19 protein-coding genes are annotated in these 24,990 nt (G+C 60.3%); 12 read left to right on the forward strand and 7 right to left on the reverse strand.

Features of this window, described 5'->3' with window-relative positions:
* Positions 1–3 precede the first annotated feature (3 nt).
* The 3 genes from C8K63_RS21590 to C8K63_RS21600 form a co-directional block, all read right to left on the reverse strand.
* Positions 4–1,215, reverse strand: coding sequence for an MFS transporter (locus C8K63_RS21590; RefSeq protein ID WP_108218529.1), 1,212 nt, complete (start codon positions 1,213–1,215; stop codon positions 4–6).
* A complete protein-coding gene (locus C8K63_RS21595) occupies positions 1,205–3,127 on the reverse strand; it encodes an IucA/IucC family siderophore biosynthesis protein (RefSeq protein ID WP_108218530.1) in 1,923 nt (640 codons plus the stop codon). The genes C8K63_RS21590 and C8K63_RS21595 overlap by 11 nt, the downstream gene beginning before the upstream one ends.
* A 112-nt stretch (positions 3,128–3,239) precedes the next feature.
* Complete coding sequence (locus C8K63_RS21600; RefSeq protein WP_108218531.1) at positions 3,240–4,169, reverse strand: LysR family transcriptional regulator; 930 nt, start codon at positions 4,167–4,169, stop codon at positions 3,240–3,242.
* Between the two features lie 147 nt (positions 4,170–4,316).
* Here C8K63_RS21600 and C8K63_RS21605 point away from each other — a divergent pair, with 147 nt between their 5' ends.
* From C8K63_RS21605 to C8K63_RS21620, 4 genes are all read left to right on the forward strand, one after another.
* A complete protein-coding gene (locus C8K63_RS21605) occupies positions 4,317–5,603 on the forward strand; it encodes an MFS transporter (protein WP_108218532.1) in 1,287 nt (428 codons plus the stop codon).
* A 73-nt stretch (positions 5,604–5,676) separates the two neighbouring features.
* The gene (locus C8K63_RS21610; protein WP_108218533.1) at positions 5,677–6,429 is read left to right on the forward strand and encodes a 5-oxoprolinase subunit PxpA; all 753 of its coding nucleotides are present in this window, start codon (positions 5,677–5,679) and stop codon (positions 6,427–6,429) included.
* On the forward strand, positions 6,426–7,130 hold the full coding sequence (locus C8K63_RS21615; protein ID WP_108218534.1) for an allophanate hydrolase subunit 1: 705 nt from the start codon (positions 6,426–6,428) through the stop codon (positions 7,128–7,130). The genes C8K63_RS21610 and C8K63_RS21615 overlap by 4 nt, the downstream gene beginning before the upstream one ends.
* Positions 7,127–8,050: a biotin-dependent carboxyltransferase family protein gene (locus C8K63_RS21620; RefSeq protein WP_108218535.1), complete on the forward strand. Its 924-nt coding sequence runs from the start codon at positions 7,127–7,129 to the stop codon at positions 8,048–8,050. Before C8K63_RS21615 ends, C8K63_RS21620 begins: the two co-directional genes overlap by 4 nt.
* Positions 8,051–8,138: 88 nt before the next feature.
* Here C8K63_RS21620 and C8K63_RS21625 read toward each other — a convergent pair whose 3' ends face one another.
* Complete coding sequence (locus C8K63_RS21625) at positions 8,139–9,317, reverse strand: VWA domain-containing protein (protein WP_108218536.1); 1,179 nt, start codon at positions 9,315–9,317, stop codon at positions 8,139–8,141.
* A 12-nt stretch (positions 9,318–9,329) separates the two neighbouring features.
* Entirely contained in the window at positions 9,330–10,175 is an 846-nt protein-coding gene (locus C8K63_RS21630; RefSeq protein WP_108218537.1) for a MoxR family ATPase, read from the reverse strand.
* Positions 10,176–10,380: 205 nt separating this feature from the next.
* On the opposite strand from C8K63_RS21630, the gene C8K63_RS21635 reads away from it, so the two are divergent.
* The 5 genes from C8K63_RS21635 (at position 10,381) to C8K63_RS21655 (ending at position 14,883) form a co-directional block, all read left to right on the forward strand.
* Positions 10,381–10,578 carry a DUF4160 domain-containing protein gene (locus C8K63_RS21635; protein WP_108218700.1) on the forward strand — a complete coding sequence of 66 codons (198 nt, stop codon included), beginning with the start codon at positions 10,381–10,383 and terminating at the stop codon, positions 10,576–10,578.
* A gap of 20 nt (positions 10,579–10,598) precedes the next feature.
* Positions 10,599–11,099 carry a DUF2442 domain-containing protein gene (locus C8K63_RS21640; RefSeq protein WP_108218538.1) on the forward strand — a complete coding sequence of 167 codons (501 nt, stop codon included), beginning with the start codon at positions 10,599–10,601 and terminating at the stop codon, positions 11,097–11,099.
* A 249-nt stretch (positions 11,100–11,348) separates the two neighbouring features.
* Positions 11,349–12,323, forward strand: coding sequence for a cysteine synthase A (cysK, locus tag C8K63_RS21645; RefSeq protein WP_108218539.1), 975 nt, complete (start codon positions 11,349–11,351; stop codon positions 12,321–12,323).
* A gap of 265 nt (positions 12,324–12,588) precedes the next feature.
* On the forward strand, positions 12,589–13,527 hold the full coding sequence (locus C8K63_RS21650; protein WP_108218540.1) for an aspartyl/asparaginyl beta-hydroxylase domain-containing protein: 939 nt from the start codon (positions 12,589–12,591) through the stop codon (positions 13,525–13,527).
* A 492-nt stretch (positions 13,528–14,019) separates the two neighbouring features.
* The gene (locus tag C8K63_RS21655) at positions 14,020–14,883 is read left to right on the forward strand and encodes a DMT family transporter (protein ID WP_108218541.1); all 864 of its coding nucleotides are present in this window, start codon (positions 14,020–14,022) and stop codon (positions 14,881–14,883) included.
* 106 nt (positions 14,884–14,989) lie between these two features.
* Here the strand turns inward: C8K63_RS21655 and C8K63_RS21660 are convergent, their stop codons facing one another.
* Complete coding sequence (locus C8K63_RS21660; RefSeq protein ID WP_108218542.1) at positions 14,990–15,898, reverse strand: DMT family transporter; 909 nt, start codon at positions 15,896–15,898, stop codon at positions 14,990–14,992.
* A gap of 159 nt (positions 15,899–16,057) precedes the next feature.
* On the opposite strand from C8K63_RS21660, the gene aceK reads away from it, so the two are divergent.
* From aceK to C8K63_RS21680, 3 genes are all read left to right on the forward strand, one after another.
* A complete protein-coding gene (gene aceK, locus C8K63_RS21665; protein WP_108218543.1) occupies positions 16,058–17,776 on the forward strand; it encodes a bifunctional isocitrate dehydrogenase kinase/phosphatase in 1,719 nt (572 codons plus the stop codon).
* 206 nt (positions 17,777–17,982) lie between these two features.
* Positions 17,983–21,894, forward strand: coding sequence for an ATP-dependent RNA helicase HrpA (gene hrpA / locus C8K63_RS21675; RefSeq protein ID WP_108218545.1), 3,912 nt, complete (start codon positions 17,983–17,985; stop codon positions 21,892–21,894).
* Positions 21,895–22,220: 326 nt separating this feature from the next.
* Complete coding sequence (locus C8K63_RS21680; RefSeq protein ID WP_108218546.1) at positions 22,221–23,342, forward strand: beta-ketoacyl-ACP synthase III; 1,122 nt, start codon at positions 22,221–22,223, stop codon at positions 23,340–23,342.
* Between the two features lie 227 nt (positions 23,343–23,569).
* Here the strand turns inward: C8K63_RS21680 and C8K63_RS21685 are convergent, their stop codons facing one another.
* Positions 23,570–24,901 carry a putative porin gene (locus C8K63_RS21685; protein ID WP_108218547.1) on the reverse strand — a complete coding sequence of 444 codons (1,332 nt, stop codon included), beginning with the start codon at positions 24,899–24,901 and terminating at the stop codon, positions 23,570–23,572.
* Positions 24,902–24,990 lie beyond the last annotated feature (89 nt).

A 24,990-nucleotide genomic window follows, 5' to 3' on the forward strand; every position in this document is an offset into this window, starting at 1 on the left:
TTTTTAGTCGTGATAAGTGTGGGTAGACAAGATTGCGGGGGCCGGTGTGGAGGTGAATGAGCGCACCCAGCGGATCCCGATGGCGGCCAGTGCGTAGGTCAACGCCACCAGCCAGAAACTGTGGGCCAGCCCGACCAGCCCCATGCCGATCCCGCCGAGGACGGCACCGAGCAGAGCGCCAGCCTTGGCCGCGCTGTTGCCCAGGCCGAGGGCAAAACCCTGCTGGCTTGAAGACACGGTGTTGGCGATCAGCGCATAGGCGACGGGGAGCAGCGCGCCTTGCCAGATGCCCCAGACCAACCGGCTGACGAGAAAACCCAGCCATTCGCTGGCCAGTGCCGTGGCCGCGAGCGTCAGGGCGCAGAGCCAGGCAACGCCTTCGATGACGCGCAGGGTGTAAGCCGGCTGCCAGCGGTCGAACAGACGCCCCCACAGGGGAGCGGAGATGGCCAGGGTCGCGGCGCTCGCCGCGTAAGTCGCACCGATCAGCCAGCCCGGCGCATGCAGAATGTCGGCGACATACAGGGCGTAGAAGGGTTGCGGCATCATCTTCGCGGCTTGAATCAATACGATCACCAACAGGATTCCACCGAGCCAGCCTTTAGGCAGGGCCACCGGTGCAACCGGTTTCTTCGTCGAGGCTCGCGCCTTGTCGGCCGGCAGGAATAAACTCCCCAGTGCGCACAGCAGGCAAATCGCCGTCGCGCCATAACAGAGCAGGGCAAACCCCGAGATGTCCATCAGCCAGCCGCCCAATACCGGGCCGATCAACGAGCCGACGGCGGTCGCCGATTGCAGACGGGCCAGGGTGTGACCGCGCCGGGAGCTGTCGCAGCAGGCCAGGGCATAGGCTTGCGCGGCGGCGATAAACCCGGCCAATGCGCCTTGCATCACGCGAATGCCCACCAGCAGCCACGGATCGAGGGTAATCGCCGCCAGCCCCTGGCACAGCGCAAGTGCCAGCAACGCCCGAACGATCATCGGCTTGTGCCCGGTGCGATCACCCAACCGTCCCCACGCCGGCGTCAGCAGCATGGCCGCCAGCATCGGGCCGGCATAGACCAGCGCCGATAGCAGTGCGGTGTAGCCAGCGCCCTCTGGCCCAAGCAGATGCTGGATCTGCAAGGGCCAGAACGGGCCGCTCATTTCCATGGCGCCCATGGAGACAAACTGGATGACGATCAGCAGTCGCAACGCACGACCATCAGCGAGCATCGGCGTTGGTTCGCAGCGGATTACTCAGGCGTCCGACGATGTCGGCGTGGCTGTCGTGCAAGCGCATGCGCATGAACGATTTGGCCGGCCAATCCTGCTCCAGCAGGGCCTGACGCTCGCTTTCCCAGCGTCCCGGTTCGACGTGCTCGCGCACGCTCTCGAAGCACTGTTCAACGTGCGTGGCCAAGCGCTCCCAAAGGCTGTTTTCCGGCACATTCCAGTGGCGGGCGCAGAGCAACGTCAACTCACCGAGGTGGCACATGAACGTGGTGTGCAGGAGCTTGTCGCGAACAAAACCGGCGTCGTCGTACAGGGTCATTTTCGGATCGTGCAGCTGGATATCCAGACCCTTGGCGTGCAGGGTTTTGCGATCGATGCGAATGTCGCCGAAGTCACGCAGCAGCAACCGATTCAACTGCCCGTCAGCGCCCATCACCATGAAGCTGTTTTGCTGGTGCGCTTCGAACGCCACGCCATACATCAGGTAGATGCCCAGCAGGCTCGGGACGGCAATCGACAGGTAATCGTCGAAGAACGCCAGCATGGCGTCGCTGTCGTCACGGCCCTGAGCCAGTTGCACCCAGTCACGCAGCAACGGTTGTTCGAATTCGTTGACGGCGAACAGGCTGCCGACCGGCACGGCCAGTTCGCCTTCTTGCAGCAGGGTCAGCGGGTTGTCGCGGTACAACACGGCGGCATGCCGGGACCGTTCGTCATTGGCCGGTTGTGGCGCGTAGTGTACGCCGATGCGTTCCGGCACGATGTTCAGCAGGCGCTGAATCTGCGGTTCGTGATCGAGAATCTGCAGTAGCAGTTGGCTGATGCGCGGTCCCATCCGGGCCGAGCGCGGCGACACGGTGCGCTGCACGCTGGTCAGGCGCAGGGCCACCGGCAACTTGACCATCGGCGCAACGCGGCTGGCCTCTGGTACGACGGTGCGGAAGGACATGGTCGGATGGCCAGTGAAGGCAACGATGTCGGTGATGATCAGCAGGTTGTCGGCGATCTCGCCGGCGAACGAATTGGGCAGCTCTTCATTGACTTGCCATGGGTGCGACGGCAGCGGGAGGTAGTCCGTTGCCTCCAGGCCCCGTTGCTGCAAATGCTGCCGCAATTGTTCGGCGGCCTGCGGGAAGTGGCCTTGCCACCAGTCCCAGTAATCGGCAGTGCCGGCCAGTGATTCGACGTGGGTGTACTGACGGTGCAGGGCGCACAGCACAATCGGAAAACTCGCTTCGAATTCCGGCGAGAAAGCGATGACCTGCGCAGCGCTCAAGCCCAGTTTGGTCTTGTAGTTAGGATGCCAGGGGTGGCCGAGCGTGCCCCACTGTTCGAGCAATGACGTCGGGTTCTGGTGGTCGGGGCTGGCTTTGAGCCAGGCGAACAGATTGTCGTTGTGCTCGCTGTCGATCTGCTCTCTCAGGCGCTCGGTCCATCCACGGTGGAACGCCAGGCACAGGGTGTCGTTGCTGTAGCTATCGTCCAGCTCGCGGGCCAGACGTTCCAGTACTTGCGGGGAGGCGGGCGGGTTGAGCTGAGTGCTGAGGTGGGCGAGCAGTTCGCTGGGCAACTGGATTTTATGTGGCAGGCTGTCGGGGGTGTGCAGGACGATGCTGCCACGCACGTCCCAGCTGTTCATTCTTCCGCCCCTCAGGTGGTCGAAGCAAAGTTGCGCACTGTCGCCAAGCGGCAGCCAGCAACGACTGTTGTCGTCGTACTCGCAGGCGTCGGGGTTGATCAGACCTTCGCGAAACAGCGCCTGGATCAGGCGTTGGAAGCAGCGCTGGGCGGCGGGCTCCAGGGCATTGCTCAAATGGTCGAGGGTGATGCGGTGGGACTGGAAGGCAGGAGTGCCGAGGGCTTCGCTCCAGTTTGAGAGCAATTGCTGCTGTTTTTGCGTGTAAGCGCGCATCGGGTCCGACTCCTTCTGGACGGTGGTTTAACTGAATGCGCGCAGAGAATACATTTTTCAAATTATAATGCAAATGATAGCAATTCCTACTTGTAGTGTGGAAAACTCCTTTTCAGAGGCCAGCCAGGGGTTTGCTCAAGACCATGTAGCGCTCTCCCACCTTCCGCGCATACTCCTCCAGCACCTGCTGACACAAGGCCACAATTTCCTCGACCCACTCAACACCCACCCGCCACGACACCACCACCTGCAAGTCGGGTGGTCGCTGATCGATATCCAGCAAGGTCAATTCGCCACGCGCCAGTTCCTCGGCCACCAGCACCGGCGGCAACGCGCCGATGCCAAAGCCATCGCGCAGCAGCCGGGTAATGGCCGACACCGAGTTCACGCAGTTCAACCGTGGCATCATCACGCCATTGGCCTGCATCAGGGCGAGCACTTCCTGATGCGGGTGGGAGTTTTTCGAGTAGGTGATGATCCGCTCTTTCGCCAGATCGGCGACGCCTGAATACTCACGGTTGTACAGGGAGTTGCTCGCGACAATCCAGCCCATGGGGTGGCTGGCCAGTTCCAGGCTGCGCACGCTTTCCTGGCGCAGCAGGTCGGTTTGCAGAATCACATCGAGAAAGCCTTTTTGCAGCTGATCGCAGAGGTTGAGCGAGGTATCGGCCACCAGCTCGATTTCCACCAGCGGGTAGTGATCAGTCATCTGCGCCACCAACGGGCTGAGCCAGGTGTGGATCACCGTATCCATCACGCCGATGCGCACCCGTCCGGCCTTGCTCGATCGGGTCTCGATCGACTGCTTGAGTGCCTGCATGGTGTCCATCATCTGCTCGGCGTAATCGAGCACTTTGAGGCCTTCGGGCGTCAGGCTCACGCCGCGCGAATCCCGCAGAAACAGCTTTACCCCGAGCTCGCCTTCAAGCACCGCAATTCGGCTGGAGATCGAGGCCTGGGTGGTGAAGAGCTTGTCGGCGGTCAGGCGAAAACTCTTGAGTCGGGCGACCCAGACGAAAGTCTCGAGAAACTTCAGGTTCATGGGATAAAGATTTCTTATGTCTAAGGCGGGTTTTTATTAGTTGGACGCAGCAGGGACGCGCGTCCAAGAATCGACGCATCCGGTTCCCCACGATAGGCGTCGTCGGGGCTCAGAACAATACCAATAAAATCAGCGCGGAGATTTGCCATGAGTGCGCCCGACACCCCCTTCATCCCGAAAGTCTCGGCCCGTCCGGGACCTTTCGACTGGTATCGCAACATCAATCAGCAGGAACGCCGCACCTTCTGGAGCTGCAAGATCGGCTATGGCCTGGACGGTATGGACACCCAGATGCTCAGCTTCGTGGTGCCGACCCTGATTGCCATGTGGGGCATCACCACCGGCCAGGCCGGGCTGATTCATACCAGCACCCTGATCGCTTCGGCCATCGGTGGCTGGGTGGCGGGGATTCTCTCCGACCGCATTGGTCGTGTGCGCACCTTGCAACTGACGGTGCTGTGGTTTGCCTTCTTCACCTTCCTCTGCGGCTTTGCCCAGAGCTACGAGCAACTGCTGATTGCACGGACCTTGATGGGCTTCGGTTTCGGCGGTGAGTGGACGGCCGGCGCGGTGCTGATCGGCGAAGTGATCCGTGCTCAGGACCGCGGCAAGGCAGTGGGCATGGTGCAGTCCGGCTGGGCGCTGGGTTGGGGGCTGACGGCGATTCTGTATGCGCTGCTGTTCTCGGTGTTGCCACCGGAAGACGCCTGGCGTGCGCTGTTCATCCTCGGCATCGTGCCGGCGATCTTCGTGATTTTCGTCCGCCGTCTGGTCAAGGACCCGGAAATCTATCGTGAAGCCAAAGCGAAACAGGAGCCGGGCAACCCGTCGAAGTTCTACGAGATCTTCGCCCCCGGCATGCTCTTCACCACGATTCGCGCTTCGTTGCTGACCACCGGTGCGCTGGGCGGTTACTACGCGATCACGTCCTGGCTACCGACTTTTCTGAAGAACGAACGCGGTTTGAGCGTACTCAATACCAGCGGTTATCTGGCAATGGTGATCATCGGTTCCTACGTGGGTTATGTCATCAGCGCCTATTTGACCGACATCCTGGGGCGTAAAAAGAACTTCATCCTGTTCGCCGTGGGCTCGTTCACCATTGTGTTGCTGTACACCCAACTGCCGGTCAGCAACGGCGTGATGCTGTGGCTGGGCTTCCCGCTGGGTTTCTTCGCCTCGGGGATCTTCAGCGGCATGGGCGCATTCCTGACCGAGTTGTTCCCTACACGCATTCGCGGTTCGGGCCAGGGTTTTTGCTACAACATCGGCCGGGCGCTGGCGGCGTTGTTCCCGCTGCTGATCGGCCTGCTCAGCCAGACCGTGCCGCTGAGTGTGGGCATTGGTGCCTTTGCGGCGGTTTCCTACGGAGTGGTGATCCTCGCGGCCCTGAGCCTGCCGGAAACCCGTGGCAAGCAACTCGACGCCCGGTAACTGATAACCTGCGGGCTTGTCTTACAGATATGTCCCGCAGCTAAAAAGATTAATGCCTACAGGAGTGTTCAGCGTGAGCCGCCTGCTATTGAACTGCGACATCGGCGAGAGTTTCGGCAACTGGACCATGGGTCTGGACGCAGAAATCATGCCCTTTATCGATTGCGCCAACATTGCCTGCGGTTTTCACGCCGGCGACCCGAGCGTCATGCGCAAGACCGTCAGCCTGGCCCTCAGCCACGGTGTGCAAGTTGGCGCGCATCCGGCCTATCAGGACCTGGTGGGGTTCGGCCGTCGCTCCATGGCGTATGCCACCCAGGAGCTTCAAGACATTCTGCATTACCAGATCGGCGCCCTCGACGGTATCTGCCAGGCCCAGGGTGGTCGGGTCAGTTACGTCAAACCCCATGGCGCGATGTACAACGACATGATGGCCAACCCGGCGCAGTTGCGCGCCGTGCTGCAAGCGGTGGCGTCCTATGACCGCAACCTGCCGCTGATGTTGATGGCAACCCGCGACAACAGCGCCGCCCAACAACTGGGTGATGAATACGGCGTGACGCTGTGGTTCGAGGCCTTCGCCGACCGCGTCTACGACAGCGCCGGCAGGCTGGTGTCGCGACAACTGCCGGGAGCGGTGCATCACGACCCGCAAACAATTATCGAGCAAGCGCTGACCATTGCCCGTGGTGACAACCTGACCGCCAGCGACGGCAGCGCCCTGTATTTGCGGGCCGACACCCTCTGCGTGCACGGCGACAACGCCAGTTCGGTCGCTGCCGTGCAACGCATCCGTGAAGCCTTGAACCGGCAGAGCGCGTCATGAAACTGCGGGTGGAAGTGGTGGCGCTGGATTGCCTGATGGTGCGCCTGTTCGATGAAATTGCCGAAACCAACATGCCGTGGATGCTGGCGGCCAGTGAAAGTCTGCGGGCGGCGTTCGCCGGGCATCTGATTGATCTGGTGCCGTCCTACACCACCTTGATGGTGCATTACGACTTGACCGCGCTGAATCCCGCCCGGGCCCGGGAGTTGATTGCCCAGGCGCTGATCGATCTGTCGCCCAACGCTCATGCCAGCGGTAAATGTCATGTGTTGCCGGTGTGGTACGACTTGAGCGTCGGACCGGAGCTGAACCTGTTGTCGCAACGCAGCGGGTTGGCGGTGGAGGAGGTGATCCGTCGTCACAGCGAGCGTGAATATCAGGTGTTCGCCCTGGGCTTTGCGCCGGGCTTCGCCTTCATGGGGCTGGTGGAAGAGATACTTGCCACGCCGCGTCTGAACACGCCACGCAAGAAAGTCGCGGCCGGCAGTGTCGGCATCGCCGAACGGCAGACGGCGGCTTACCCGGTGGTGTCGCCGGGCGGCTGGAACCTGATTGGCCGCACGCCGGCCAAACTGTTCGATCGCCACCGTGACGGCTACAGCCTGATGCAACCCGGTGACACCGTACGGTTCGAAGCGATCGGCCATGCCGAGTTCATTAACCTGGGCGGTGACGACACGCCACTGGAGGCCCGGGCATGAGTCGTCTGGCGATTGAAGCGAGTACGCCGCTGTGCCTGTTGCAGGATGCCGGTCGATTCGGCGTGCGGCATCTGGGCGTGACCCAGGGCGGAGCGGCCGATTGGCGTTCGATGTCCTGGGCCAACTGGCTGCTGGGCAACGGGCTGGATGCGACGGTGATTGAAATCACCCTCGGCGGATTCACCGTGGTGGCCGAGGAAGACTGCGTGCTGGCCTTGGCCGGAGCGGATCTGGGCGCGCTGGTGGACGGCGAGGCACTGGCACCGTGGCGCAGTTTCAGGCTGCACAAAGGTCAGCGTTTGCAATTCACTCGGCCGTTGCTCGGCGCCCGGGCCTATCTGGCGGCGCCGGGTGGGTTTGATGCACCGAAAGTGCTGGGCAGCAGCGCGACGGTGGTCCGTGAGGAACTCGGCGGCCTGGACGGTATGGGCCATGCGCTGGGTAAGGGCGCGTCATTGAGCTATTCCGGCAACTCGGTGATGTTGCTGCGCGAAATGACCGCAGACCAGCGGCCGGACTTGAACCTTGATGCCCCGTTGGACCTGGTCCTCGGTGCACAGATCGGTGAGTTCAGCGGGCAGAGCCTGTTCGACGCGTTCAATAGCGTGTGGAGCCTCGACAGCCGGGCCGACCGCATGGGCATTCGCCTGTTGGGTACGGCGCTGCAGTACCAGGGCAAACCGATGATTTCCGAAGGCATTCCGTTGGGGGCCGTGCAGGTACCGCCCGACGGGCAGCCGATCGTGTTACTCAATGATCGGCAGACCATTGGTGGTTACCCGCGTCTGGGAGCGTTGACGCCGTTGACGCTGGCGCGATTGGCGCAGTGTTTGCCAGGGGCGCGGGTGCGGTTGCGGCCGGTGGTGCAGGAGGTTGCGCACCGGGAGCATGTCGAATATTTGCTCCGTTTTACAGTTTGAAGATCAAAAGATCGCAGCCTGCGGCAGCTCCTACACCGATCTCTGTAGGAGCTGCCGCAGGCTGCGATCTTTCAGGGCCGTCACGCGGTCATTTGGACAAAAACCGCATCCCTTCCTCCAACCCGCGAAGGGTCAACGGATACATCTGGCCCTCGATCAAATCGCGCACGATGTTGGTCGAGGAGGTATAGCCCCAGGTGTCCTTCGGGTACGGGTTGATCCAGATGAGCTTCTTGTACTTCTCCTTGAACCGCTGCATCCACACGTAACCGGCTTCTTCGTTCCAATGCTCGACGCTGCCGCCCGGCTGGGTGATTTCGTAGGGCGCCATGGCGGCGTCGCCGATGAAGATCACTTTGTAGTCGGCGCCGTACTTGTGCAGCAGGTCCATGGTCGAGGTGCGCTCGGAAGTGCGGCGCATGTTGTTCTTCCACACCGATTCATAAATGAAGTTGTGGAAATAGAAGTACTCCAGGTGCTTGAACTCGGTCTTGCAGGCCGAGAACAGCTCCTCGCAAATCTTCACGTGGGCGTCCATCGAGCCGCCGATGTCAAACAGCAGCAACAGCTTGACGGTGTTGCGCCGCTCCGGCCGCATCTGGATGTTCAGCAACCCGGCATCCCTGGCGGTGTGGTCGATGGTGCCATCGATGTCCAGTTCTTCCGCCGCGCCCTGACGGGCGAATTTGCGCAAGCGGCGCAGGGCGACCTTGATGTTGCGCGTACCCAGCTCGACCGAGTCGTCGAGGTTCTTGTATTCGCGCTGGTCCCAGACCTTGGCCGCCTTGCCCTGGCGCTTGCCGGCATCGCCGACCCGAATGCCTTCCGGGTTGAAACCGCCGGAACCGAACGGGCTGGTGCCCCCGGTGCCGATCCACTTGTTGCCGCCGGCGTGGCGTTCCTTCTGTTCTTCGAGGCGTTTCTTGAACTCTTCGATCAGCTTGTCGAGGCCACCGAGGGACTGGATCGCCGCCCGCTCTTCATCGGTCAGCGAGCGTTCGAACTCCTTGCGCAGCCAGTCTTCGGGGATCAATGCCTGAAGATGATCGTCGAGCTTTTCCAGGCCATTGAAGTAGGCACCGAACGCCCGGTCGAATTTGTCGAAATGCTTTTCATCCTTTACCAGGATCGTCCTCGACAGGTAATAGAACTCGTCCATGTCGGCGAAGGTCACGCGCTGTTTCAGCGCGTTGATCAGGTCCAGCAGTTCACGCACCGAGACCGGCACCTTGGCTGCGCGCATTTCATTGAACAGGTTGAGCAACATGGCATCAGCCTCTTAGCGGGTGCCGCGACGGCTCATGAACGCCAGACGCTCCAGCAATTGCACGTCCTGTTCGTTTTTCACCAAAGCACCGGCCAGCGGCGGGATGGCCTTGGTCGGATCGCGCTCGCGCAGCACCGCTTCGCCGATGTTGTCGGCCATCAGCAGCTTCAACCAGTCCACCAGCTCGGAGGTCGAAGGCTTCTTCTTCAGGCCCGGCACTTTGCGCACGTCGAAGAACACGTCCAGCGCTTCGCTGACCAGGTCTTTCTTGATGTCCGGGTAGTGCACGTCGACGATCCGCTGCATGGTCACGCGGTCGGGGAAGGCGATGTAGTGGAAGAAGCAGCGACGCAGGAAGGCGTCCGGCAGCTCTTTCTCGTTGTTGGAGGTAATGATGATGATCGGGCGCTTCTTGGCCTTGATGGTCTCGTCGATCTCGTAAACGTAGAACTCCATCTTGTCGAGTTCTTGCAGCAGGTCGTTGGGGAATTCGATGTCGGCCTTGTCGATTTCATCGATCAGCAGGATGACCCGCTCTTCGGATTCGAAGGCTTCCCAGAGCTTGCCCTTTTTCAGGTAGTTGCGAACGTCGTGGACCTTTTCCGTGCCGAGCTGCGAATCGCGCAGGCGGCTGACCGCGTCGTACTCATAGAGGCCCTGGTGAGCCTTGGTGGTGGATTTGATGTGCCAGGTGATCAGCTTGGCGCCAAAGGATTCGGCCAGTTGCTCGGCGAGCATGGTCTTGCCGGTGCCCGGTTCGCCCTTGACCAGCAACGGCCGTTCCAGGGTGATGGCGGCGTTGATCGCCAGCTTCAGGTCATCGGTGGCGACGTAGGCCTGGGTGCCTTCGAACTTCATCTGCTAATCCTCGAACGGTAACGCCGACCTGTACGAGGCAGGGCGGGGGCGCAATAAAAGAGTCAGCCCCGACTATAACGCGGTGCCCGGTCGACTGTGAACGCAGACGGCTTATTCAGTCTCTGAATGGAGCGTCACATCTTGACTCGGTCTCGGTTGCTGGCCAGTATGGAGATATCGCCATTTTGGCGATAGCATGTCGGTCATGTCTACTAAATACCGATTTCGAGATACGTATCGCATTCAGTTGCGCGAAAAGGATCATCCACCGCCACACGTTCATCTGACGGGTGGCGGGCTGGACGTCATGCTGAGCCTGGAAACTGTCGAAGTGATGGTGGGCAAGGCGCCGCCGCTGATCATCAAGGAGGCGCTGGAGTGGGTCAGGGCTCATCAGGCGTAATTGCTGGAGGATTGGAAACGATGCTACCCATGAAACGACCACGGCTATCGGCAGTGCAAGCGTTGCCGGATTATCGTTTGGCACTGACGTTTATCGATGGGCAGCAACTGATGCTCGATTTGAGCCGCGACCTGCATGCCTATCCAGGCCTGCAACCTTTGCAGGGAGTCGCTTTTGAATATGCAGCGTTGGGTGATGATGGCTGGAGTGTCGAATGGCCTGAACTCGATATCCAGATGGGTGCAGATACCCTCTACCTGGATGCCCTGGCGCAAAATGCAGCCGACGAAAACACCCGGATCTTTATCGATTGGCGTGCTCGCACCGGGTTACCGCTCAATCAGGCCGCTGAAGCGCTGGGGGTCAGTACCCGCAGCATCACCCGATACAGCAGTGGCCGAGAAGCGGTGCCGCGATCGTTAGCCTTGGCCTGCCTGGGTTGGGATTTCCTGCAACAGCAATCGAATTCGTCCCGTGCGGCGCAGGATACTGGCCGGTACATCGTCACGCGCAAAAGTTAGCCTGCATACAGCTTGAGCCGTTCATATCGCGCATTGAACGCAGGGATGAAACCGTTGCGTAAAATCTGCAAAAAAGCCTGGAGCGCGGTTGTGTTCATGTTCGCTGGTGGTTTGGAATCGAGTGATAAATCTCTGGCAATCCAAAGCCACTGGCTGCACTGATAAGCGGGCGTTCAGCCCGACTGGACGCCTGCGGGCAAGAGGCTTACCTTGATGCCCTATTTCAATGCTGTCGTTAAGGACCCAGCCATGAGCCGCATTTTCGTTGACAACGCCCACTCCATCGGCAACACGCCGCTGGTGCAGATCAATCGCATTGCGCCACGTGGTGTGACCATCCTGGCCAAGATCGAAGGGCGCAACCCGGGTTACTCGGTCAAGTGCCGGATCGGCGCGAACATGATCTGGGATGCCGAGAGCAGCGGAAAACTCAAGCCGGGCATGACCATCGTCGAACCCACCTCCGGCAATACCGGCATCGGCCTGGCCTTTGTGGCCGCCGCCCGTGGCTACAAGCTGATGCTGACCATGCCGTCGTCCATGAGTATCGAACGCCGCAAGGTGCTCAAGGCACTGGGTGCCGAACTGGTGTTGACCGAGCCGGCCAAAGGCATGAAGGGCGCCATCGAGAAAGCCGGTGAAATTGTTGCCAGCGACCCGTCGAAGTACTTCATGCCAGCGCAATTCGACAACCCGGCCAACCCGGCCATCCACGAAAAAACCACGGGTCCGGAAATCTGGAACGATACCGACGGCGCGGTCGATGTGCTGGTGGCAGGCGTCGGAACCGGTGGAACCATCACCGGAGTTTCACGATATATCAAGAATACCCAGGGCAAGCCGATACTCTCGGTGGCGGTGGAGCCGGCGGTGTCACCGGTGATCACTCAGGCCCTGGCTGGTGAAGAGATCAAGCCGAGCCCGCACAAGATCCAGGGCATCGGTGCCGGTTTTGTGCCGAAGAACCTCGATTTGTCGATCGTCGATCGAGTGGAGTTGGTCAGTGACGAAGAGTCCAAGGCCATGGCCTTGCGTTTGATGCAGGAAGAGGGAATCTTGTGCGGGATTTCCTGCGGTGCCGCCATGGCGGTGGCCGTTCGGCTGGCCGAGACCCCGGAAATGCAGGGTAAGACCATCGTCGTCATCTTGCCGGATTCCGGTGAACGTTATCTGTCGAGCATGCTGTTCAGTGATCTGTTTACCGAACAGGAGAATCAGCAGTAAGCGCTAAGCATTCGCGGAGCGTGGCTGGTGGTGATGATTGAGGCGTTATCACGGGCTGCGATCTATTGATCGGGTCCGGTTGATGATGGATTTGCATCAGCCAATGTTCAGGCATCTCATGCTAAGAAATGCTTTGTTGCACATTCATTAATAATGAATGTTGAAAAGTGCAGGTTTTTCGCCGGATCGGTAGTGTTTATCATGCCAGCAGCCACGTCGGGCAATGGACGTGGCGCAGTGTCGCTTATCTTCAAAGGAGTTGTTGATGACCTTATCGTTTGCCGCGAAGGCCTCGTTGTTGTTGCTGTTTCTCGGCAGCACCCTCTATGTGCATTTGCGTGGCAAGGCACGTCTGCCGGTGTTGCGCCAGTTCGTTAACCATTCGGCACTGTTCGCACCCTATAACGCCTTGATGTACCTGTTTTCCAGTGTGCCCTCGAAACCGTATCTGGATCGCAGCAAGTTCCCGGAACTGGATGTGCTCAGGGACAACTGGGAAGTGATTCGCGATGAAGCGATGCACTTGTTCGACGAGGGCTATATCCGTGCGGCGGCAAAGAACAACGACGCCGGTTTTGGCTCGTTCTTCAAGAAGGGCTGGAAGCGTTTCTACCTCAAGTGGTATGACAAACCGCTGCCGTCTGCCGAAACCTTGTGTCCGAGAACCGTGGAACTGGTCAGCAGCATTCCCAATGTCAAGGGCGCCATGTTTGCGCTGCTGCCGGGCGGCAGCCACCTCAACCCGCATCGCGATCCGTTTGCCGGTTCCCTGCGTTATCACCTGGGGCTGTCGACACCGAACTCCGACGATTGCCGCATCTTTGTCGACGGTCAGGTTTACGCCTGGCGCGATGGGGAAGACGTGATGTTCGACGAAACCTACGTGCACTGGGTCAAGAATGAAACGCAAAAGACCCGCGTCATCCTGTTCTGCGATATCGAGCGTCCACTGAGCAACCGCCTCATGACCCGCATCAATCGCAGTATCAGCGCATGGCTGGGGCGCGCCACCGCCCCTCAGAATCTGGACGACGAACGTGTGGGCGGGATCAACAAGGTCTACGCCTGGAGCAAGAACTCCAGCGATAAATTCAGTGGTGTGGTCAAACAATGGAAGCGGCGCAATCCCAAGGCCTACCGTGTACTACGCCCGGTACTGGCGGTGATGGTGCTGACGTTGTTGGGGTATTGGTTGTTTGGCTGAAGCCGGATACAGAACAGAAAAACCGCTCGTTGTGAGCGGTTTTTTTATTTCCGGGGAATCCCGGGCAACCTCTCCAACCGCACAATGCTGATTCTGTGCCATCTGTCATTACTGGTCTTTTGACCGAGTCGTTGCAATCCATGTCATACGCTGGTTATAGTCGGCGCACGGTGAGTTTCGGACTCACTTTTTTATCCCTCGAGCAAAGATCAGCCCAATGCCTGCATCCCTCATCAACGCGGTAGTCGATTCAGCGGTCAACGCTGGCGTCGTGCTGTGCGGGAATCAGCAGCCCGGGCAGATCAGTCAATACCCCCCACCTGTCAGTAGCACGCTGGTGTGCGCAGTCGCATCACCGCCAGGCGTTGGCATTTCGGGCTGATCAGCTGCCTTCTGCTGTTCCCATGCCCGTCTGAAAAAGCGCCCGCCTGAAAAACTACTGGATTTCAGCTTCGGCTGAGTTGGCTTTTTGCCTGACTACAGGTGGTATTCATGTTTGTCCTTTCGAAAAAGTCCGCGCTCGCGGCGGCGTCCACGAGCCTGTTCGTTCTGCTGTGGAGCAGCGGGGCGATTTTCTCCAAATGGGGGCTGGCTCACGCGTCGCCCTTCGCCTTCCTGATGTTTCGTTTCGTCATTGCCCTATGCGGCCTGGTGCTGCTGGTGCCGTTGCTCAAGCTGAAGTTGCCCAAGGGCGGCAAACCGATGCTGTATGCGATGGCCACCGGCGTGGTGTTGTTGGGGGCGTATCAGATTTTCTATCTGCTGGCCCTGGACCTTAAAGTCACGCCCGGGGTGATGGCGACCATCATGGGCGTGCAGCCGATCCTCACCGTGGTGCTGATGGAGCGTCAGCGTTCCTGGAGCCGCATGTTCGGACTGGCCCTGGGGCTGACCGGGTTGATCATGGTGGTCTATCAGGGCATCGGTCTGGCCGGGATGTCGCTGGCCGGGATGCTTTTCGGTCTGCTGGCGCTGGCGAGCATGACGTTCGGTTCGATCATGCAGAAATGCATTACCGACAATCCCCTCGGCACGCTGCCGGTGCAGTACCTCGCGGGGCTATTGTTGTGCGCAGTGTTCGTACCCTTCCAGCCGTTTCACTTCGAACACGGCAGCGGTTTCATCCTGCCGGTGCTATGGATGGGGCTGGTGGTATCGGTGCTGGCGACGCTGTTGCTGTATCGCTTGATCGCCCGAGGCAATCTGGTGAACGTCACCAGCCTGTTTTACCTGGTGCCGGCGGTAACGGCGGTGATGGACTATCTGATCTTCGGCAATCGCCTGGCGATGTTGAGCCTGTTCGGCATGCTGTTGATCATCGTCGGTCTGGTGTTCGTGTTCCGTAAAACCGCGTAATTGCGTGCAAACCCGATAAGGCCTGGAGCATTGCTCCGGGTCTGTGGATTTTTGGCGTCTGATCAGCCGACTTGCCCGCGAAGGCGTCATCCGCAACGCAACAATTCTACTGGTCAGCCACCAAACCCGTTTTCACAGCAGCCGGCTTCAACACCAACCACAACGCCAGCGCAATCAACAACCCGCCATACAGATGCGCCATCGATAAGGGTTCATCGAGAAACATCGCACCCCATAACACCCCGAATGGCGGGATCATGAAGGTCACGGTCGACGACTTTACCGGGCCGATCGAACTGAGCAACCGGAAGTAGATGATGTAGGCAAACGCGGTACACGCCAGCCCCAACCCCAACAGTGACAACCAGACCTTCCAGCCGCCCCAGCTTTCCGGTGGCTGGCTGATCACGCTGTAGCCGAACAACGGCAATATGAACAGGGTCGCTCCCAGCATGCTGCCCAACGCCGACAGTCGACTGTCGAGCCCACCGGCCTGATCGAGCCAGCGCCGGGCGAGAAACCCGGCGAAGCCATAACAGGTGGTGGCGAGCAGGCAGGCGAGGGCGCCCATCAGCAGTTGCATGTCGAACGCCACGGGACCGGCGCGGGTCAGGACGCCGACGCCAAGCAGTCCGAGGAATACTCCGCCGAGCTTGGCGGCGCTGAGTCTTTCATGGAAGAACAAGCCGCCGATCAGCACACCCATCAACGGCGTGGTGGCGTTGAAAATCGCCGAGTAACCGGCCGGCAGCACTTGCGCCGCGACCGAGTAGAGCGTCGCCGGGATGCCGGAGTTGATCACCCCGAGCAGCATCACGGTCTTGAGTTTGCCTTTGAAATCCCAGCTGATGCGCATCAGGCCAAGCATCACCAACAGTCCGACCGCGGCAATCGACACACGGAAAAACGCCGTGGGAAGGGTGCCGATCACCGGAGCGATGATGCGCATGAACAGAAAACTCGCACCCCAAATGGCCGCCAGTGACAGTAAACGGAAAATATCGACGGGGTTCACAGCGCGTTCCTTCCTTGATGGAGGGGCGAAAGTGTTGCTGAGCGTGTGGTCGATGGCAACCGAAAACCGGACATTCAATTCGCCCGGAAAATTACGCTTCTCCTGCACCCGGTTCACTGGCTAAGCTCAAGCCTCCCGAATTCCCGCAGAGGTCTCACCATGCCGCAGCAATGGCCAGCCGCCGACATCGCCCGCTTGATCCTCGATGGCTTTGACGATTACCGCGAGCATTTCCGGCAGATCACCGACGGCGCCCGGGCCCGCTTCGAACAGGCCCGGTGGCAAGAGACGCAATCGGCGTCGGCGGCGCGGATCAATCTGTACGAAGAAAAAGTCGGTGAAACCGTGGAACGACTGCGCACCGCGTTTGACCCAGGCACCCTGGACGTCAGCTGCTGGCCGCTGGTCAAAAGCGCCTACATCAGCCTGATCGACCTGCGCTTCGACGACGAACTGTCCGAGACCTGGTACAACTCGATCTTCTGCGGGCTGTTCAGCCATGACCTGATCAGCGATGGCTGCATGTTCATCCACACCACCCGGCCGAGCCTGCGCCGTGCCCGGGCCGCGCAAACCCGCACCTACAAGCCGCAAGGACAGTTGTCGGCCATGCTCGCCAGCATCTTCGCCGACTACCGCTTCAGTGAGGATTACGCAGACCTGCCCGGTGACCTGAAGCGTCTCGAAGCGCAGTTGCGCGAGAACCTGCCGGATTGGGTATGCAAGGACCCGGAGCTGAGCGTCGAGCTGTTTTCCTCGGTGCTGTACCGCAACAAAGGCGCGTACCTGGTGGGGCGCATCTACACCGCCGACGAGCAGTGGCCGCTGGCGATTCCATTGCTGCACCTCGAAGGGCGCGGCATCCAGATCGATGCGCTGATCACCGACGAGGCGGACGTGTCGATCATTTTCTCGTTCACCCGCTCGTATTTCATGGTGGATGTGCCGGTGCCGGCGGAGTTCATTGGCTTCTTGCGGCGTATCCTGCCGGGCAAGCACATTGCCGAGCTGTACACTTCGATTGGCTTCTACAAGCACGGCAAGTCGGAGTTCTACCGGGCGCTGATCAATCACCTGGCCAACACCGACGACCAGTTCATCATGGCACCCGGTGTGCGCGGCATGGTCATGAGCGTGTTCACCCTGCCGGGTTTCAACACCGTGTTCAAAATCATCAAGGACCGTTTCTCGCCGTCGAAAAACGTCGACCGCGCCACGGTGATCGAGAAGTACCGTTTGGTGAAGAGTGTCGACCGCGTCGGACGCATGGCCGATACTCAGGAATTCGCCGACTTCCGTTTCCCGCTGAGCAAGTTCGACCCGGCGTGCCTGGAGGAACTGCTGGAAGTCGCGCCGTCGACGGTGTCGGTGGAAGGTGACACCGTGCTGATCCGCCACTGCTGGACCGAGCGCCGCATGACCCCGCTGAACCTCTACCTGGAAAACGCCAACGAGGCGCAGGTGCGCGAGGCCCTGGAGGACTACGGGCTGGCGATCAAGCAGCTGGCGGCGGCCAACATCTTTCCCGGCGACATGCTGCTGAAGAACTTCGGCGTCACCCGTCATGGTCGTGTGGTGTTCTACGACTATGACGAGATCTGCTTCCTCACCGAGGCCAACTTCCGCCACATCCCGGCACCGCGCACCCCCGAGGACGAAATGGCCTCTGAACCGTGGTACTCGATCGGGCCGCTGGACGTGTTCCCGGAAGAGTTTCCGCCATTCCTGTTTGCCGATTTCGGGCAACGCAAGTTGTTCGATCAGTTGCATGGCGAGTTGTACAACGCCGATTACTGGAAGAGTCTGCAGGAAGCGATTCGGGCGGGGAAGGTGATCGATGTGTTTCCGTATCGGCGCAAGGGCCTCGATAACGAGTAGAGACAGGGCGCTCCTCTAACCCCGTAGGAGCTGCCGAAGGCTGCGATCTTTTGATCTTGATCTTTTCGACGCGCCTGAAAAGCAAGATCAAAAGATCGCAGCCTTCGGCAGCTCCTACAGGGGAGCCAGCCACGAACACCCGCAATCCATGCCAAATCTGCGACAATCGGCACCCTGCGCCACTAGACGACTGAATTGCGTACCCGATGACCGACGAATCGCCCTCCATCGACAAACTGCTGAAAAACCTCGATCACGCCATGCTCGCCGACCGCCACCGGCTGCGGCGGCAGTTGCTTGAGCTGCGCAAGAAACCCGACGAGGCCAGGCTGGGCCAGTGGGTGACGCGGATGCAGGCGTCCTGCGATCAGGTGCTGGCGCGCAAGGCCAGCCTGCCGGTGATTCGTTACGACGACAGCCTGCCGATCGCCGCCAAGCGCGACGAAATCAAGAGGGCGCTGGAAAAGCACCAAGTGCTGATCATCGCCGGTGAGACCGGCTCGGGTAAGACCACCCAGTTGCCGAAGATCTGCCTGGAAATCGGTCGCGGCCAGCATGGCCTGATCGGTCACACCCAGCCGCGGCGGATCGCTGCGCGCAGTGTGGCCAGCCGGGTCGCCGAAGAGCTCGGCACGCCGTTGGGCGCACTGGTCGGCTATCAGGTGCGTTTCGAGGATCAGAGCGATTCCAACACCCTGATCAAACTGATGACCGACGGCATCCTGCTGGCCGAAACCCAGAACGACCGGTATCTGGAACGCTACGACACGATCATCGTCGACGAAGCCCACGAACGCAGCCTCAATATCGACTTTCTGCTCGGCTACTTGAAAACCCTGCTGCCGCGTCGTCCCGATCTGAAAGTCATCATTACTTCGGCGACTATCGACCTCGAACGCTTCTCCAAACACTTCGATGACGCGCCAATTGTCGAAGTCTCCGGCCGTACTTTCCCGGTGGACACCTGGTATCGCCCGCTGACGCTGGAGCAGGACGAAGAGGGTAACCGCGTCGAGGACGACCTGACGGTGGATCAGGCGATCCTCGCCACCCTCGACGAAATTGCCGCCTTTGAGCGCAGCGAACGCCGCAGTCCCGGTGACGTGCTGGTGTTCCTGCCGGGTGAGCGCGAGATTCGCGACGCCGCCGACATGCTGCGCAAGGCGCAGCTCAAGCACACTGAAATCCTGCCGTTGTACGCACGATTGTCGCCGGCCGAGCAGCAGCGGATTTTCCAGTCGCACCCGGGCCGTCGCGTGGTGCTGGCGACCAACGTCGCGGAAACTTCGCTGACCGTGCCGGGCATTCGTTACGTGATCGACAGCGGCACCGCGCGCATCAGCCGTTACAGCTACCGGGCCAAGGTCCAGCGCCTGCCTATTGAAGCCATTTCCCAGGCCAGCGCCAATCAGCGTAAAGGTCGTTGCGGGCGGGTCGAGCCGGGCATTTGCGTGCGTCTGTACAGCGAGGAGGATTTTCTCGGTCGCCCGGAATTTACTGATCCGGAAATCCTGCGGACCAACCTCGCGGCGGTCATTTTGCAGATGCTGCATCTGCGCCTCGGTGAGGTCAGCGCGTTTCCGTTCATCGAGCCGCCGGATGGCAAGGCCATCAGCGACGGTTACAACCTGCTGCAGGAACTCTCGGCGGTGGATCGCAACAGCCAGTTGACGCCGCTCGGCCGGCAATTGGCGCGCTTGCCGGTGGACCCGCGCATGGGCCGCATGTTGCTGGAGGCGGCGAAACTCGGCAGCTTGCAGGAAGTGTTGATCGTTGCCAGTGCCATGTCGATCCAGGACCCGCGCGAGCGCCCGCCGGAGCGTCAGCAAGCGGCGGATCAGGCTCACGCGCAATGGAAAGACGCCGACTCGGACTTCGCCGGGCTGGTCAATCTGTGGCGCGGTTTCGAAGAGCAGCGCCTGGCGCTGACTACCAATCCTTTGCGCAACTGGTGCCGCAAGAACTTCCTGAATTACCTGCGCCTGCGCGAATGGCGCGACTCCCATCGTCAGCTGAGCCTGATCTGCCGCGACATGCAGCTGAGCCTCAACAAAGAGCCGGCGGACTATCCGAAACTGCACAAGGCGGTGCTGGTGGGGTTGCTGAGCCAGATCGGCCAGAAAACGGAAGAAGGCGATTACCTCGGCGCGCGTCAGCGGCGGTTCTGGATTCATCCGTCGTCGGGTATCGGTAAAAAGCGTCCGCAGTGGCTGATGACCGCCGAACTGGTGGAAACCACCAAGCTTTATGCGCGCATGGTGGCGAAGATCGATGCCGACTGGATCGAGCCACTGGCCGGGCACCTGATCAAGAAAAACCATTTCGAACCCCACTGGGAGAAGAAGCGCGGCCAGGTCGTGGCGTTCGAACAGATCACCCTGTTCGGGTTGATCGTGGTCGGGCGTCGGCCGGTGCATTACGGCCCGGTGGATCCGGTGGTTTCGCGGGAACTGTTCATCCGTGAAGCGCTGGTACGCGGAGAGATTCAGTCCAAGGCCAAGTGTTTGTCGGCCAACGCGCAGTTGCTGGAGCAACTCGACGAACTGGAAGCCAAGGCCCGTCGCCGCGACATCCTCGCCGACGAAGAAACCCTGTACGCCTTCTATGACGCGCGATTGCCGGCGGAGATCCATCAGACGGCGACCTTCGACAGTTGGTATCGGATCAACAGCCAGAAAGACCCGCAACTGCTGATCATGCGCGAAGAAGACGTGCTGGCCCGCGAAGCCAGTGAAGTCACCGCCCAGCATTACCCGGATACGCTGCATCTCGGCGATCTGGAGTTGGCCCTCAGTTACCACTTCGAACCCAACCATCCACGGGACGGTGTGACCCTGCGCGTGCCGGCGCCGCTGTTGCCGATGCTGCCACCGGAACGCCTGGAATGGCTGGTGCCCGGTGTCATCGAAGCCAAGTGCATTGCCCTGGTACGCAACCTGCCCAAGGCCCTGCGCAAGAATTTCGTACCCGTGCCGGACTTCGTCAAAGCGGCCTTGCAACGCATGACATTTGCCGAGGGCTCACTGCCTCAGGCCCTGGGGCGCGAGCTGCTGCGCATGACCGGCGCGCGGGTCAGCGACGAAGCCTGGAGTGAGGCGACGCAGCAGGTCGAAAGCCATCTGCGGATGAATCTGGAAATCGTCGACGCCCAGGGCAAGTTCCTCGGTGAAGGTCGCGATCTGGCCGAACTGACGGCGCGTTTCGCCGAGGCCAGCCAGGCGGCATTGGCGGTGCCGCAAACCGCGAAGAGCCAGCAGCCGGTGGAGCCGAAAGTATTCGCCGCCGTGGCCGAGAAAACCCAGCAGAAGATCGCCGGGCTGTCGATGACGGTGTATCCGGCGCTGGTGGAGGAGAGCGGTACGGTCAAGGAAGGGCGTTTTTCGACGCCGGCCGAGGCCGAGTTCCAGCATCGCCGTGCCCTGCAACGCCTGCTGATGCAGCAACTGGCCGAGTCGGCCAAATTCCTGCGCGGCAAATTGCCGGGGCTGACCGAACTGGGCCTGCTGTACCGCGACATGGGGCGCGTCGATGCGCTGGTGGAAGACATTCTGCTGGCCAGCCTCGACAGCTGCATTCTTGAAGGCGAAGACCCGCTGCCACGCGATGGCGCTGGATTGGCGTCGCTGGCCGAGCGCAAACGTGGCGCCTGGACCGAGCACGCCGAACGTGTGGCGAAGCTGACCCTGGAAATCCTCAAGCTCTGGCACGGCTTGCAAAAGCGCTTCAAGGGCAAGATCGATCTGGCGCAAGCCGTGGCCCTGAACGATATCAAGCAACAGCTCAGCCACTTGGTCTATCCGGGGTTTGTCCGGGAAACACCGATGCAGTGGCTCAAGGAGTTGCCGCGTTACCTCAAGGCGATCGAGCAGCGCTTCGAAAAAATCGGCGCCCAGGTGCAGCGCGACCGGGTCTGGAGTGGTGAATTGTCCGGTCTATGGACGCAATACCAAACCCGCGCCAACAAACACGCCCAGGAAGGCAAGCGCGATCCGCAGCTGGAGTTGTATCGCTGGTGGCTGGAGGAGTACCGGGTTTCGCTGTTTGCGCAACAGTTGGGAACCCAGGTGCCTATTTCCGACAAGCGCCTGAACAAGCAGTGGAGCCAGGTCGAGCCTTGACCTGATCCCTGTAGGAGCGAGCTTGCTCGCGATGAGTTCAAGAACGCCGCGGGGTGTCAGGCACGAAGCGTTATCGTTGACGACCATCGCGAGCGAGCTCGCTCCTACAAGGTATGGCGTTGCTCTTGCAAAAAGGGGCCAAAACCCACGGTTTATGGCAAACTTCGCGCCTATAAACGCCGGCCCCGCGGTTTTGAGCCTTTACGGTCTCGGGCAGGTCGGAATAAAGCGATGCCAGGTTTGCGTCCCCCGGATGGGAATAGATCCTTTGTGTATTGGTACGTCGGTGCCAATGCTTTCTGCCTGAACAGATTAGAGACACGACCATGCATAACGTCGTCATCAGCGGCACCGGCCTGTACACCCCGGCCAACAGCATTTCCAATGAAGAGCTGGTGCAGTCTTTCAATACTTACGTCGCGCAATTCAACGCCGACAACGCCGATGCCATTGCGCGCGGTGAAGTGCAGGCATTGACCGAATCCAGCGTAGCGTTCATCGAAAAAGCTTCCGGCATCAAGAGCCGCTTTGTCATGGACAAGGAAGGCATCCTCGACCCGCAACGCATGGCTCCACGCCTGCCTGAGCGCTCCAACGACGAGTGGTCGGTGCTCTGCCAGATGGCCATCGGCGCGGCCGAACAAGCCTTGCAGCGTGCCGGCAAGACCGCAGCGGACATCGACGGCGTGATCGTCGCCTGCTCCAACCTGCAACGTGCTTACCCGGCCATTGCCATCGAAGTCCAGGAAGCGCTGGGCATCCAGGGTTTCGGTTTCGACATGAACGTGGCGTGTTCCTCGGCGACCTTCGGTATCCAGACCGCCGCCAACAGCGTGCAACTGGGCCAGGCGCGGGCAGTCCTGATGGTCAACCCGGAAGTCTGCACCGGACACCTGAACTTCCGCGACCGTGACAGCCACTTCATCTTCGGCGATGCCGCCACCGCGGTGATCATCGAACGTGCTGACCTTGCGACGTCCAGGTACCAGTTCGACATCGTCAGTACCAAGCTGCTGACCAAGTTCTCCAACAACATCCGCAACAACTTCGGCTTCCTCAACCGCGCGGCGGAAGAGGGCATCGGTGCCAGGGACAAACTGTTCGTGCAGGAAGGCCGCAAGGTGTTCCGTGACGTTTGCCCGATGGTGGCCGAGCTGGTCGCAACGCATCTGGAAGAGAACCAGCTCAACGTCAGCGACGTGAAGCGCTTCTGGCTGCACCAGGCCAACCTGAGCATGAACCACCTGATCGTCAAGAAACTGCTGGGCCGCGACGCTACCGAACAGGAAGCGCCGGTGATTCTCGATACCTACGCCAATACCAGCTCCGCCGGCTCCGTGATTGCGTTCCACAAGAACCAGGACGATCTGGCCGCCGGTTCGCTGGCCGTGCTCAGCTCGTTCGGCGCCGGTTATTCGATAGGTAGCGTGTTGCTGCGCAAATTGTAGGATGTAGGAGCGAGCTTGCTCGCGAAGAACTCAGAGACGCTGCGTTCATCCAGATTGCACGCGTTATCGTTGACGACCTTCGCGAGCAAGCTCGCTCCTACAAGGGAGGGTTGGCAAAAACGAACAGCCCGGCGTTGATGCATCGGAGGATGATGGGGACCGATGCACCAACGCCAGGCTGTAAAAGCGGCCCGGGCTTCCTTGTCCGGGTCGTGTAGCGGGGTGAATCAGAACTTGGCTTCGGCATCCAGTTGCAGGGTGTTGATGTCCGAATCCTTCTTGTTGATGTTGGCGTTGGTCTGGTCCGAGGTCGCCATGAAGTAGGTCGCGCCCAGGGCGAAGTTCTTGTCCAGATCGTAGCTCACTTTCAGCTTGCTGCCGCGCGAACCGGTGAATCCGTTGGCGAAGTCAGAGTCGGTGAAGGCGCCAACCACAGCGTTACGCTGCACGTCGCGGTAGTTGTAGTCCACGTTGAAGCCGTAGAGCCTGGACTTCACACCGGCCAGCCAGCCGGTGTCCTGGTCGTTGCTGGCATCGGTGTTGTTGACGTACTGACCGTAGATCGACAGCGGGACTGGCAGGTTGCTGAAGTCCAGTTGACCAAAGCCTTCGTACAGTTTGAAGGTTTCGCCCGGGCTGTTGCCGTTGACGGCCAGGGCGCATGGCGTGGTAACGGTGCCGGAGGTAGGGCAGGCACTGCTGCTGTCGTTGTCGTAGGAGTAGATACTGCCGCCCAGCGTCATTTTCATGCTGTCGGTGATGGCGAAGCGACCACCCAATTGACCCGCGTACAGACGCAGGTCGTGCTTGAACTGCACGCCTTCGCCGTCGACGTTGTCCTTGAGGGTGTAGTGACCGGCACTACCGAACAGCTCGGTGCTGCCGCTCAGCGGGTACTTGTAGGTGACGGCCAGGCCTTCCGGGTTGATGTCGCTATCCCAGATGATGTCGCCCATGCTCACCCATTGTTGCGGCATCTTGCCGCCAACCAGGTGAAGGTTCTTGATTGCGTCCGGGTGGTAGTCGATGTAACCCTGGTCCAGCCAGATCTGCTTCTTGTCGAAGTAGTTGTTCAGGTCCTGGTTGGTCGAGCGAGCGTCGTCGTTGCTGCCAGTGGCGATACGGATGCCGGTATCGACCTGCGGGTTGATTTCGCTGTAGGCACCCAGGCGGGCACGAATGCGCTGACGGTCCTGGTCCTTGTTGTTTGGCACGCCATCGTTGTGCACGGTTTCTTCACGGAAGCGCACGTCACCCTTGAACTGGGTCTTGGCGGCCCATGCCAGCTTCTGGTCAAAGGTGCTCAGTGCGTCGGTTTTCTTCGCGGTGGCCGCGATTTGTTCGTTAGTCTCTTGCTGAGCCTGACGGGCGATCTGCTGGTCTTTCTGATCCCTGGCCAGCTCGGCTTGCAGTTCGCTGTACTGCGCGTTGGTGATCGAGCCGTTAGCCTTGAGCATATCGAGCAGTTTGGCGTCGACTGCGGCACTGGCCGGAACACTCATGGCCAGCAGCAGGCCACCGCACAAGGCCGCCGCAGTTTTCGTGGAAGCAAGACGCATATCAATCTCCGAAGATGAGAGCGGATGACAGAGCCATCCGGGACACAACCGACCGTTAGGGGCGGAAAACAGTGACCGGGTATAACCCG

The organism is Pseudomonas sp. GV085 (genome assembly GCF_003050925.1).
GTDB lineage: Bacteria > Pseudomonadota > Gammaproteobacteria > Pseudomonadales > Pseudomonadaceae > Aquipseudomonas.

Coding starts and splice junctions, on each gene's coding strand:
- C8K63_RS21635 (WP_108218700.1), top strand. CDS start 10,381: ATGTCTACTAAATACCGATTTCGAGATACGTATCGCATTCAGTTGCGC.
- C8K63_RS21680 (WP_108218546.1), top strand. CDS start 22,221: ATGCATAACGTCGTCATCAGCGGCACCGGCCTGTACACCCCGGCCAAC.
- C8K63_RS21630 (WP_108218537.1), bottom strand. CDS start 10,175: ATGAAGTTCGAAGGCACCCAGGCCTACGTCGCCACCGATGACCTGAAG.
- C8K63_RS21605 (WP_108218532.1), top strand. CDS start 4,317: ATGAGTGCGCCCGACACCCCCTTCATCCCGAAAGTCTCGGCCCGTCCG.
- C8K63_RS21640 (WP_108218538.1), top strand. CDS start 10,599: ATGCTACCCATGAAACGACCACGGCTATCGGCAGTGCAAGCGTTGCCG.
- C8K63_RS21590 (WP_108218529.1), bottom strand. CDS start 1,215: ATGCTCGCTGATGGTCGTGCGTTGCGACTGCTGATCGTCATCCAGTTT.
- hrpA (WP_108218545.1), top strand. CDS start 17,983: ATGACCGACGAATCGCCCTCCATCGACAAACTGCTGAAAAACCTCGAT.
- C8K63_RS21685 (WP_108218547.1), bottom strand. CDS start 24,901: ATGCGTCTTGCTTCCACGAAAACTGCGGCGGCCTTGTGCGGTGGCCTG.
- C8K63_RS21620 (WP_108218535.1), top strand. CDS start 7,127: ATGAGTCGTCTGGCGATTGAAGCGAGTACGCCGCTGTGCCTGTTGCAG.
- C8K63_RS21650 (WP_108218540.1), top strand. CDS start 12,589: ATGACCTTATCGTTTGCCGCGAAGGCCTCGTTGTTGTTGCTGTTTCTC.
- C8K63_RS21615 (WP_108218534.1), top strand. CDS start 6,426: ATGAAACTGCGGGTGGAAGTGGTGGCGCTGGATTGCCTGATGGTGCGC.
- C8K63_RS21655 (WP_108218541.1), top strand. CDS start 14,020: ATGTTTGTCCTTTCGAAAAAGTCCGCGCTCGCGGCGGCGTCCACGAGC.
- C8K63_RS21625 (WP_108218536.1), bottom strand. CDS start 9,317: ATGTTGCTCAACCTGTTCAATGAAATGCGCGCAGCCAAGGTGCCGGTC.
- C8K63_RS21600 (WP_108218531.1), bottom strand. CDS start 4,169: ATGAACCTGAAGTTTCTCGAGACTTTCGTCTGGGTCGCCCGACTCAAG.
- C8K63_RS21595 (WP_108218530.1), bottom strand. CDS start 3,127: ATGCGCGCTTACACGCAAAAACAGCAGCAATTGCTCTCAAACTGGAGC.
- cysK (WP_108218539.1), top strand. CDS start 11,349: ATGAGCCGCATTTTCGTTGACAACGCCCACTCCATCGGCAACACGCCG.
- aceK (WP_108218543.1), top strand. CDS start 16,058: ATGCCGCAGCAATGGCCAGCCGCCGACATCGCCCGCTTGATCCTCGAT.